The organism is Streptomyces mesophilus (assembly GCF_011044995.1).
GTDB lineage: Bacteria > Actinomycetota > Actinomycetes > Streptomycetales > Streptomycetaceae > Streptomyces > Streptomyces mesophilus.
This window is the reverse complement of record NZ_JAAKZW010000063.1, coordinates 25,424-35,077: the sequence shown is the minus strand read 5'-3', so window position 1 is coordinate 35,077 and position 9,654 is coordinate 25,424. Positions and strand designations below refer to the sequence as shown.

At 68.7% G+C, this 9,654-nt stretch carries 13 protein-coding genes; 5 read left to right on the top strand and 8 right to left on the bottom strand.

Annotation, left to right across the window (positions count from 1 at the left end; all coding sequences use genetic code 11):
• Positions 1 to 74: 74 nt before the first annotated feature.
• Positions 75 to 608 carry a GNAT family N-acetyltransferase gene (locus G6045_RS17305; RefSeq protein WP_408056340.1) on the bottom strand — a complete coding sequence of 178 codons (534 nt, stop codon included), beginning with the start codon at positions 606 to 608 and terminating at the stop codon, positions 75 to 77.
• A 228-nt stretch (positions 609 to 836) separates the two neighbouring features.
• Between G6045_RS17305 and G6045_RS17300 the strand changes: the two genes are divergently transcribed.
• Positions 837 to 1,001 carry a DUF5993 family protein gene (locus tag G6045_RS17300; protein ID WP_165332864.1) on the top strand — a complete coding sequence of 55 codons (165 nt, stop codon included), beginning with the start codon at positions 837 to 839 and terminating at the stop codon, positions 999 to 1,001.
• A 1-nt stretch (position 1,002) separates the two neighbouring features.
• Positions 1,003 to 1,641, top strand: coding sequence for a disulfide bond formation protein B (locus G6045_RS17295; RefSeq protein WP_165332863.1), 639 nt, complete (start codon positions 1,003 to 1,005; stop codon positions 1,639 to 1,641).
• 122 nt (positions 1,642 to 1,763) lie between these two features.
• Here the strand turns inward: G6045_RS17295 and G6045_RS17290 are convergent, their stop codons facing one another.
• Complete coding sequence (locus G6045_RS17290) at positions 1,764 to 2,933, bottom strand: hypothetical protein (protein ID WP_165332862.1); 1,170 nt, start codon at positions 2,931 to 2,933, stop codon at positions 1,764 to 1,766.
• Between the two features lie 109 nt (positions 2,934 to 3,042).
• Here G6045_RS17290 and G6045_RS17285 point away from each other — a divergent pair, with 109 nt between their 5' ends.
• Positions 3,043 to 3,477, top strand: coding sequence for a VOC family protein (locus G6045_RS17285; RefSeq protein WP_165332861.1), 435 nt, complete (start codon positions 3,043 to 3,045; stop codon positions 3,475 to 3,477).
• Between the two features lie 104 nt (positions 3,478 to 3,581).
• On the opposite strand, the gene G6045_RS17280 is transcribed toward G6045_RS17285, so the two are convergent.
• The 5 genes from G6045_RS17280 to G6045_RS17260 form a co-directional block, all read right to left on the bottom strand.
• The gene (locus G6045_RS17280; protein ID WP_165332860.1) at positions 3,582 to 4,916 is read right to left on the bottom strand and encodes a dicarboxylate/amino acid:cation symporter; all 1,335 of its coding nucleotides are present in this window, start codon (positions 4,914 to 4,916) and stop codon (positions 3,582 to 3,584) included.
• Positions 4,917 to 5,281: 365 nt separating this feature from the next.
• Positions 5,282 to 5,569 carry a DUF4229 domain-containing protein gene (locus G6045_RS17275; protein WP_328707809.1) on the bottom strand — a complete coding sequence of 96 codons (288 nt, stop codon included), beginning with the start codon at positions 5,567 to 5,569 and terminating at the stop codon, positions 5,282 to 5,284.
• Between the two features lie 60 nt (positions 5,570 to 5,629).
• The gene (locus G6045_RS17270) at positions 5,630 to 6,154 is read right to left on the bottom strand and encodes a GNAT family N-acetyltransferase (protein ID WP_165332859.1); all 525 of its coding nucleotides are present in this window, start codon (positions 6,152 to 6,154) and stop codon (positions 5,630 to 5,632) included.
• Between the two features lie 12 nt (positions 6,155 to 6,166).
• Positions 6,167 to 7,333, bottom strand: coding sequence for an aminofutalosine synthase MqnE (mqnE, locus tag G6045_RS17265; protein ID WP_165332870.1), 1,167 nt, complete (start codon positions 7,331 to 7,333; stop codon positions 6,167 to 6,169).
• A 128-nt stretch (positions 7,334 to 7,461) separates the two neighbouring features.
• The gene (locus tag G6045_RS17260) at positions 7,462 to 7,917 is read right to left on the bottom strand and encodes an Lrp/AsnC family transcriptional regulator (protein WP_165332858.1); all 456 of its coding nucleotides are present in this window, start codon (positions 7,915 to 7,917) and stop codon (positions 7,462 to 7,464) included.
• Between the two features lie 173 nt (positions 7,918 to 8,090).
• On the opposite strand from G6045_RS17260, the gene G6045_RS17255 reads away from it, so the two are divergent.
• Positions 8,091 to 8,228 carry a hypothetical protein gene (locus G6045_RS17255; RefSeq protein WP_165332832.1) on the top strand — a complete coding sequence of 46 codons (138 nt, stop codon included), beginning with the start codon at positions 8,091 to 8,093 and terminating at the stop codon, positions 8,226 to 8,228.
• Between the two features lie 13 nt (positions 8,229 to 8,241).
• Here G6045_RS17255 and G6045_RS17250 read toward each other — a convergent pair whose 3' ends face one another.
• On the bottom strand, positions 8,242 to 8,940 hold the full coding sequence (locus G6045_RS17250) for a UbiX family flavin prenyltransferase (RefSeq protein ID WP_165332857.1): 699 nt from the start codon (positions 8,938 to 8,940) through the stop codon (positions 8,242 to 8,244).
• A gap of 105 nt (positions 8,941 to 9,045) precedes the next feature.
• On the opposite strand from G6045_RS17250, the gene G6045_RS17245 reads away from it, so the two are divergent.
• Complete coding sequence (locus G6045_RS17245; RefSeq protein WP_165332856.1) at positions 9,046 to 9,648, top strand: rhomboid family intramembrane serine protease; 603 nt, start codon at positions 9,046 to 9,048, stop codon at positions 9,646 to 9,648.
• Positions 9,649 to 9,654 lie beyond the last annotated feature (6 nt).

The following is a 9,654-nucleotide window of genomic DNA, read 5'->3' as shown; positions in this document are numbered from 1 at the left end:
GCGCGGTGCTGCTCTCCGGCCGCGTGCGCGTTGCTCTCCGGCCGGCCGCGCGCGTTGCTCCCCGGCCGCCCCGGTTACGCCGCGGCCGCCTCGTACTCGACCCTGCTCAGGCCATGCACCCGGGCCACCCGCCCGGCCCCCGGATCCACCGTCTCCCGGAGCAGCCGCATCCCCAGCTTGGCCATGATCCGTTCCGAAGCCGTGTTCTCGGGCTGGGCGATGCTGACGATCTGGTTCAGACCCCGGTCGAGGAATCCGAAGCGCAGCGCCGCCCCGGCGGCCTCCGTCGCGTACCCCTTGCCCCAGAACTCACGCCCGAGCCGCCAGCCGATCTCGACCGCCGGCAGCACCTCGGGCAGGAAGTGCGGCACCGAGAGCCCGGTGAACCCGGCGAGCCGGCCGCTCTCGCGCACCTCGACCGCGAAGAGCCCGAACCCCTCGTGCTCCCATTCCCGCTCGATCGCCTCGATCCCGGCCCGGGTCCGCGCCTCGTCCCGCACCGACCCGTCGCCGATCCAGCGCATCACCTCGGGGTCGGCGTTGACGGCGGCCATCGCGGCCACGTCCTCCTCGCGCCAGCGCCGCAGCACGAGCCGCGCGGTCTCGATCCTCTTCACCGATGCTCCTTTCGCGACCGGATGCTCCCGTCGCGGCTTCCATCCTCGGCGACAGGAGGGGCGCCCGGCCAGACCCGTTGGACGCCTCAGGAGCGGGCCGTAGGCCCTGCCGTCCCCAGGCCCGAAGGGCGCAACCCGGCGACCTCACGGGTGATCGCACCGGGGCGCCGACCGCCAGGTCACCCCTGGCGCGGGCTCCGGCGCCTACCCTCCGCGCGCATGGACACCCTCATCTTCGGCGGGCTGCTCGCCGCCCTGGTGGTCCTGTACCAGGACCGCCCGAGAAAGATCATCCTCACCATCTGGTGGGTGGTGCTGCTGGCCACCATCGGCCTGCTGTCGCACCACATCACCAGCAGTCTCGAGCTCGGACTGAGCTACTGACATGGCGGCGACGGCCTCCGCGCCCGCGGACACCACCCGCCCCGGCCTCCTCGGCCGGCTCCAGTTCTGGTTCGCCTGCTTCTTCGCCGTCGGCTGGACCGGCGTGGTCTGCGGCGGACTCGGCGTGCAGTTCATCAGCTGGGACTACCCGTGCCCGCTGTGCATGGTGCAGCGCATGTTCATGCTGCTCGCGGCGCTCGGCGCGGCCTGGATCGTGCGCCGCGGCATGAGCGGCACCGTCACCGGCCGCGACTACATGATGGGCTGGGGCATGGCGCTCGTCGCCGTCATGGCGGGCGGCTTCACGTCCTGGCGCCAGACGATGCTGCACATCCTGCCCGGCGACAAGGGGTACGGAAGTCCGGTGCTCGGTCTGCACATGTACGTATGGGCCTGGATCCTCTTCATGGCCTCGGTGGTGGCCGTCGGCATCGTCCTGACCTTCGCCCACCACACGTCCGACACCGAACTCCCCACGTCCCCGCTGTACCGCACGGCGGGCCTGGTCGTGCTCGGCTTCGTGGGCCTGGTGATCGCGGTGAACTTGGTGGCGGTGTTCTTCCTGGAGGGCTTCCACTGGTTCCTGCCGGACGACCCGAGCCGCTACCAGTTCTTCCACGACGTGGGTATCACCGACTGACCTGGGACAAGGGGTCCACGCAAGGACGAACCCGTGACCTGAGGCCATCCCGCAGCGGCGATACGAAGGTGCCCGCTCCCGACTTCGGGGGCGGGCGCCTTCGTACGACAACAGGTTCGCCGCTACCAGTCCCGCACGCCCTCCACGCCGGAGATGAGGCTGTCGCGGGCGGCTGTCGGGACGGGGCCGTGGTGCACCTCGGCTTCCTTCACGATGTGGTCGAGGACGTCGAAAAGCTCTTCCCGCTCGACGGTCTCGATGAAGCCGGCCCGGCGGTCCAGCCGGTTGAACGCCTCGCCGTATGCGCGCCCGATCTCCTCCATGCGCGCCGACCGGCCCTCTGCGGGCCCTTCGGCCGCCTCGAATACGGCCTTCCGCGTCGCCTTGTACTCGGAGACGGCCCGCCTGTAGGTGGCGGCGCTTATGTGTTCGCGGCCGTCCCAGTCGCGGAGCGGGTTGTTCCGGTTCTCCTCGACCCACTCGGGCTTGCGGGAGCGCAGAACGGACACGTACGTCCCTGCCGGAATCTCGGGTCGCCAGGTGCGGCGCATGGCCGAGGCGTACGCGGCGGGAACGCTGTACAGATCGAGGGACTCCACCTGCGGCACGCACCGCGGACGAAGGACGTCCTCCTCGGTCATCCCGAACAGGTCGCTGATGGAGACGCCCGTCAGTGCGGTCAGCCGGTTCAACTCGCCCGCAGCGGTGAGCAGACCGAGGCGTCCGTACAGCTGAAGCCGGGTCACACCGGGGAAGCGCCGGACGAGCCGGGCGCAGTCGAGCTCGTCGATGTCCCTGACCGTCAGGTGCGCCACCTCGGCCCGGGGCGCTGCCGGCCGGCCGAGGAACTCGTTGACCGCCTCACCCGTGTACTCCGCCGTCCAGGCGTCGGCCGGATCCTCCCGCACACCTGCGTCCCACCGCCGCTGCCGGGCGAGTTGATCGCCCAGGTCCCATGCGAAGGCGTACGAGTGCGAAGGTTCGTCATGGAGCAGGGCCATCGATCCGATGACCTTGTGGCTGCGCGGCAGGATCCATGCGCGGTTGCAGAAGGAGAGTGCCCCGTTCCATGCGTGGTGGCTCAGCCGCAAGGGGACGACGGCGCCGAGCTCGCCCACGGAGGACGGCTCGGGGCCGGACCAGTCCAGCTCGAGCACGGCCACAGTCTGCGTATCGGCATGGATGCGGACGATCTGCGCGGCCGTCCACTCCCCGAGGACCCGCGCCGGGGCGGCCACCACATCGCCGACCGCCAAAGCCCTGGGCGGCACGGCCTGCTTCCGGTTCGCCATGCCCGAGATCCTAACGACGCCGTACCCGCACCCCCACGGGGGTCGCCCCCGGCATCGTCGAACACGACCTCGGCAACCAGCCGAGCGGGAGCCTTGTTATCGTGCGCCGATGTCAACGATCAAGCAGATCCAAGTGACCTTCGACTGCGCGGAACCTGCGCGTCTCGCCGCCTTCTGGTGCGAGGCGCTGGGGTATGTCGTACCTCCGGTCCCGGAGGGGTTCGCCACTTGGGAGGACTACCACCACTCGCTGCCGCCTGAGGATCAGCCGGTCTACTTCGCGTGCAGTGATCCCTCGGGTGCGGGCCCGCGCGTGCTGTTCCAGCGCGTTCCCGAGGGAAAGGTCGTCAAGAACCGGCTGCATCTTGATGTGCGGGCCGGTCTCGGGCTGGTGGGTGAGGAGCGTCTGGCCACGCTGGAAGCCGAGTGCGCGCGGCTGGTCGCGCTCGGCGCGGTCCATGTGCGGACGATGCTCGCCGACGGCGAGAACGAGTCCTGCATCGTGATGCAGGACATCGAGGGCAATGAGTTCTGCCTCGACTGAGGATCCTCCTGCGCCGGTGGACCGCATCGAGAGGTCTGCCTCGGGCACAACGGCAAGGTGCCCGCACCCCCCACCGGGAGTACGGGCACCAGATGCCGAATCGATCAGGCAGCAGCCGGCACGGCGTGCTTGTCCTCGCGCGGCTCGTCGTACGCGTCGATCGGAGACGCGGAGGCCGAGTCGTAGGCCTCCTTGTCGAGGATGCCCTCGCGTGCGGCCACGATGACCGGAACGGCCGCCTGACCTGCCACGTTGGTGGCGGTGCGCATCATGTCCAGGATCGGGTCGATCGCCAGGAGCAGGCCCACGCCCTCCATCGGGAGACCGAGGGTGGAGAGAGTCAGGGTGAGCATGACCGTCGCGCCGGTCAGACCCGCCGTGGCGGCGGAGCCGATCACCGAGACGAAGACGATGAGCAGGTACTCCTTGATGCCGAGCTGCACGTCGAAGATGTGCGCGACGAAGATCGCGGCGATCGACGGGTAGATCGCGGCGCAGCCGTCCATCTTGGTCGTGGCGCCGAACGGGACGGCGAAGGAGGTGTAGTCCTTCGGGACGCCGAGGCGCTCGGTGACCTTCTGGGTCAGCGGCATGGTGCCGACCGAGGAGCGGGAGACGAAGGCCAGCTGGATCGCGGGCCAGGCGCCCTTGAAGAACTGCAGCGGGTTGACCTTGGCGACGGTCGACAGGAGCAGCGGGTAGACGCCGAACAGGACCAGGGCGCAACCGATGTAGATGTCCGCGGTGAACGTCGCGTACTTGCTGATCAGGTCCCAGCCGTACGTGGCGATGGCGTTGCCGATGAGGCCGATGGTGCCGATCGGGGAGAGCAGGATGACCCACCACAGGGCCTTCTGCAGGAGCTCGAGGATCGACTCGCTGAGGGTGAGGATCGGCTCGGCCTTCTCGCCGATCTTCAGGATCGCGATACCGGCGACGGCGGCCATGAAGACGATCTGCAGCACGTTCAGCTCGGTGAACGGCGTGATGATGTCGGTCGGGATGATGCCGGTCAGGAAGTCGATCCAGGAACCCGTGGAGTCCGGCTTCGCGCCGTCCTTCGGGGTCAGGCCGGTACCGGCGCCCGGGTTGGTGACCAGGCCGATGACAAGGCCGATGACGACCGCGATCAGCGACGTGATCATGAACCAGAGCAGCGTGCGCGAGGCCAGCCGCGCCGCGTTGTTGACCTTCCGCAGGTTGGTGATCGACACCAGGATCGCGAAGAAGACCAGCGGCGCGACGGCCAGCTTCAGGAGCTGGACGAAGATCGAGCCGATCTGGTCGAGCGTGGTGGTCAGCCACTCGACCTCGCCGTTACGGGCGATGGCACCGAGGCCGACACCCACGACGAGACCGATGAGGATCTGCGCCCAGAAGGGCAGCGGTATGCGGAAGCCGGTGGGCTTCTGCGGGGAGTCCTGGACAGTCGAGGACACGGGGGCACTCCAGTTGAGGTGCGCGGGGGCATGGGGGGACGTACGGACTTCAAGGTGGAGCGACGGCCGCAAGTGTCAGGTGGAGCGGCGCCGCTGCATTGTGTCGCTAGCTCAAGCGCGGCAACAGGCCGCGGACATGCAGCGGCAAAGATCGACATGCAGGCGCGCGACGAGCGGAATGCTCTTCGGGTCGCGGGGCGCAGCTGCTGTCTTCATGTCGAACACGTTAACACTTGAACTTTGGGGAACTCAAAGGGCTGCTTTGGGGCCGAAGGGCCCAAAGACCAGGAAACCCCTGGGCCGAAGGGCCCAGGGGTGGCGAAGTGTGACGAGTGTTACAGGCGTTCTGCGGCGCGGCCTGCGCCTCAGATGCCGTCCTCCATGCTGCGGTTCTCCGCGAGCCGGGTCTTGGCGCGGTCGACGCGGGTGACGATCTGCTCGGACATCTCGTCGCGCTGCTTGCGCAGGAGTACGAAGCTGAGCGGCGCGGAGATGACGATGGCGAGCAGCAGCACCCACAGGTAGTTGGAGTCGCCGAGTCCGCGCGGGAGGACCCCGAAGAAGACCAGGGCCCACAGCACGGCGAAGCTGCCGACGAAGATGCCGATACGCATCAGGCTGTAGCGGAGGGTGGCGTTCACCTTGGCTGCCACGGCTGGCCTCTTTTCATTCCGAGAATCCTGCCCGACCAGTGAACCATGTCCGTTTTCCGGTCAGTACAGGGGCAGATACATCGTGATGTCGTCCCGGTCGTCCCCGGGTTCGACCCGGATCGCACCGGGCACCCGGCCGCCGTCCTTGTAGCCGCAGGACGCGTAGAACCGGTCGACCCCGGTGCCGCCGCGGCAGGTGAGCCGGATCAGCTCGATCCCGTCGAACCCGCGCGCGGCCTCCTCGACGGCGGCCATCAGGTCACGCCCGTACCCCTTGCCCTGGTGCTTCGGATGCACCATCACGGTGTACGCCCAGATCCAGTGCCGCATGAGGCGATGGGTGTTGTACGTGAGGAAGGCCGTCGCGGCGACGGCGCCCTCCTCGTCGTACCCGACGAGGAGCCGGGTGCGGCCCTCCGTCATCGCGGCGAAGTGCTTGACCAGCTCGGGCCGTATCTCCTCGGCGGTGACGGGCGGGACGAACCCGACGGCGCCGCCCGCGTTGGACACATCGGCCCAGAGCGCGAGCAGGCCGTCACGGAGCTGCGGACCTATGGCGGGGTCCAGTTCGAAGCGCAAGGACATGGGCCGGGAGCCTCAGAGGCGCATGGGCTGCGGCGACTCGCGGCGGTCCGCCTCGGGGCCGGGGTACTCGCGGATGATCTCGTAGCGCGTGTTGCGCTCGACGGGCTGGAAGCCGGCGTCGCGGATCAGGTCGAGCAGGTCCTCGCGGGAGAGCTTGTTGGGCGTCCCGTAGTTGTCGGCGTCGTGCGTGATCTTGTACTCGACGACCGAGCCGTCCATGTCGTCCGCGCCGTGCTGAAGCGCGAGCTGGGCGGTCTGCACACCGTGCATGACCCAGAAGACCTTGACGTGCGGCACGTTGTCGAAGAGCAGGCGGGAGACCGCGAAGGTCTTCAGGGCCTCCGCGCCGGTCGCCATCGTCGTACGCGCCTGGAGCCTGTTGCGGACCTTGCCGTCCTGCATGTCGACGAAGTCGTGCTGGTAGCGCAGCGGGATGAAGACCTGGAAACCGCCGGTCTCGTCCTGCAGTTCACGCAGCCGAAGGACGTGGTCGACGCGGTGGCGGGGCTCCTCGATGTGCCCGTACAGCATCGTGCACGGGGTCTTCAGACCCTTGGAGTGCGCGAGCCGGTGGATGCGCGACCAGTCCTCCCAGTGGGTGCGGTGGTCCACGATGTGCTGGCGGACCTCCCAGTCGAAGATCTCCGCGCCGCCGCCGGTCAGCGACTCGAGGCCCGCCTCGATGAGCTCGTCGAGGATGTCGGAGGCCGACATCCCGGAGATCGTCTCGAAATGGTGGATCTCCGTGGCGGTGAAGGCCTTCAGGGAGACGTTCGGCAGCGCCTTCTTGAGCTCGCTGAGGGAACGCGGGTAGTAGCGCCACGGCAGGTTGGGGTGCAGGCCGTTGACGATGTGCAGCTCGGTGAGGTTGTCGTTCTCCATCGCCTTGGCGAGGCGGACGGCCTCCTCGATCCGCATCGTGTACGCGTCCTTCTCGCCCGGCTTGCGCTGGAACGAGCAGTACGCGCACGACGCGGTGCACACATTGGTCATGTTGAGGTGGCGGTTGACGTTGAAGTGGACGACGTCGCCGTTCTTCCGCGTCCGCACCTCGTGGGCGAGCCCGCCCAGCCAGGCCAGATCGTCGCTCTCGTAGAGCGCGATGCCGTCCTCACGGGTCAGCCGCTCCCCGGAGCGGACCTTGTCTTCAAGATCGCGCTTGAGTCCCACATCTTTAATAGATGCAGTCACCTGGCCGCCTCCCAGCAATTCACTACTTGTGCCGACCGTCCACGGTACGCCCCGCCACCGACACCTCCGGCGACCGCCCCCTGTACATCCGGCGACCGCCCCCGCACAACGCAGGCTCAGAGCTGCTCGGGCAGCTCGCCGACCCGGTTCTCCCACTTGGTGGAGAGCACGATGGTCGTACGCGTACGCGAGACGCCCTTCGTGCCGCTGAGCCGGCGGATCGTCTTCTCCAGACCGTCCACGTCGCCCACGCGCACCTTGAGCATGTACGAGTCGTCGCCCGCGATGAACCAGCAGTCCTCGATCTCGCTGAGGTCCCTGAGCCGGCGCGCCACGTCCTCGTGGTCGGCGGCGTCGGAGAGCGAGATGCCGATGAGGGCGGTCACCCCGAGGCCGAGCGAGGCGGAGTCGACCGTGGCGCGGTAGCCGGTGATGACGCCCGCACTCTCGAGCCGGTTGATGCGGTCGGTGACGCTGGGTCCCGACAGGCCTACGAGACGGCCCAGTTCGGCGTACGACGCCCGGCCGTTCTCTCTCAGGGCCTGAATGAGCTGCCTGTCCACCGCGTCCATGCGCCGGCACCTTCCATTATTTAGCGATCCTGCGAGTTTAGGTGTAAAATCTAAGGCATGCAGGGCAGTTCCCCTGCGATTCTTGCAGAACTTTTCGGGTTTCTCGCGTTTTCCGCGGTCTGAGGCCTGAGGTCTGCAGAAGATCAACGACGATCTACAGGAGTGTCCTTACCGTGTACACGCTCGAGATGGCCTACGCCCACATGCGCTCGCTGCAGGAGCTGGCCGACCGCTCGCGTGCCCACAAGTCCCCGATCGCCGCTGCCCGCGCGGACAAGGTGTCCCGCCCGGTGCGCGGCAAGAAGCGCTGAACGCCCCTGCGCGTCAGCGCTGAGGCCCTTCGCGGGAGCCGTCGCCTTCGCGGGAGCCGCCGCCGAGTTCACCCTCCCAGCGGCGGTACAGCCCGTGCGGCACCCCTGCCGCGTCGAGCACCCGCCCCGCGACGAAGTCCACCAGATCCTGGATGTGCGTCGCCCCCGCGTAGAACGCCGGCGAGGCCGGGAGCACCACGGCTCCCGCCTCGTCCAGGCTCACCAGATGCTTGAGCGTCTGACCGTTCAGCGGTGTCTCGCGCACCGCGACCACCAGCTTGCGGCTCTCCTTGAGCGTCACGCTCGCCGTGCGCTGGAGCAGGTCCTTCGAAAGTCCCAGTGCCACTCCGGCCACACAGGCCGTCGAGGCGGGCACGATCAGCATCCCCTTCGTCTTGTACGAGCCCGAGCTGGGCCCGGCCGCGAGGTCACCGGCGGTCCAGTGCCGTACGTCGCCGAGGTCGATGTCCGCGAAGGTGCCGGGCTTGCCGTCCGCTCCCCGGGCGAGCCACTCCCCCAGGTCCTCGCGCCAGTGCGCGTCTCTGTACGCGATGCCCGTCTCGTCGAGCAGCGTGAGCCGCGAGGCCCGGCTGACCACCAGGTCCACGCTCTCGCCCGCCGCGAGGAGCCCGCGCAGGACGGCTGCCGCGTACGGCGTCCCGGAGGCTCCGGAGACCCCTACGACCCAGGGGATGCGCTCGGCGTCTTTCATACCCCCGAGCCTATCCGGCGGCCCGGAACCAGGCCGCGCCTCCCGTGCGTTGAGCGAAGTGAGGGCCGCGCTGCGTGAGCGGTCCGCGAGCCTGGGGGTCCGCTCATGTCGTACGGATACACGTCACCGCTCCCGCCGCCCGCGCCCGCCGAGCGCCGCCGCGACCGCGCCAAGGCGGCCGGTCTGATCATGGTCGGGTGGCTGGCGCTGCTGTGGCTGCTCGAAGCGGTCGATGTCGCCTCGGGCCACGCCCTGGACACGTACGGCATATCCCCGCGCGAGTTCACCGAGCTGCGCGATGTGATCCCGGCGGCCTTCCTGCACTACGGCTGGGACCACCTGATCGCCAACAGCATGCCGCTGCTCGTGCTCGGCTTCCTGGCGGCGCTCTCGGGGATACGGCGCTTCGCGGCGGTGGTCGCCACGATCGTGCTCGCGAGCGGTCTGGGTGTCTGGCTCACGGCGCCCGCGTACTCCGTGACGGCCGGCGCCTCGGGCGTGGTCTTCGGCCTCTTCGGCTATCTGCTGGTCCGCGGTTTCGTGGACCGCCGGATCGGCGATGTCGTGATCGGCCTGCTGGTCGGCGCCGTGTACGGATCGATCCTGTGGGGCGTCCTGCCGACGACGGACGGCATCTCGTGGCAGGGGCACCTGTTCGGCCTGGTCGGCGGAGTGGTCGCGGCGTTCGCGTTCCGCCGCGCGCGCTGACGTACC

What these genes read in the sequence shown, in the direction of transcription:
- G6045_RS17300 (WP_165332864.1), top strand. Translation starts at nt 837, where the DNA reads ATGGACACCCTCATCTTCGGCGGGCTGCTCGCCGCCCTGGTGGTCCTG.
- G6045_RS17295 (WP_165332863.1), top strand. Translation starts at nt 1,003, where the DNA reads ATGGCGGCGACGGCCTCCGCGCCCGCGGACACCACCCGCCCCGGCCTC.
- G6045_RS17290 (WP_165332862.1), bottom strand. Translation starts at nt 2,933, where the DNA reads ATGGCGAACCGGAAGCAGGCCGTGCCGCCCAGGGCTTTGGCGGTCGGC.
- G6045_RS17285 (WP_165332861.1), top strand. Translation starts at nt 3,043, where the DNA reads ATGTCAACGATCAAGCAGATCCAAGTGACCTTCGACTGCGCGGAACCT.
- G6045_RS17270 (WP_165332859.1), bottom strand. Translation starts at nt 6,154, where the DNA reads ATGTCCTTGCGCTTCGAACTGGACCCCGCCATAGGTCCGCAGCTCCGT.
- G6045_RS17260 (WP_165332858.1), bottom strand. Translation starts at nt 7,917, where the DNA reads ATGGACGCGGTGGACAGGCAGCTCATTCAGGCCCTGAGAGAGAACGGC.
- G6045_RS17250 (WP_165332857.1), bottom strand. Translation starts at nt 8,940, where the DNA reads ATGAAAGACGCCGAGCGCATCCCCTGGGTCGTAGGGGTCTCCGGAGCC.
- G6045_RS17245 (WP_165332856.1), top strand. Translation starts at nt 9,046, where the DNA reads ATGTCGTACGGATACACGTCACCGCTCCCGCCGCCCGCGCCCGCCGAG.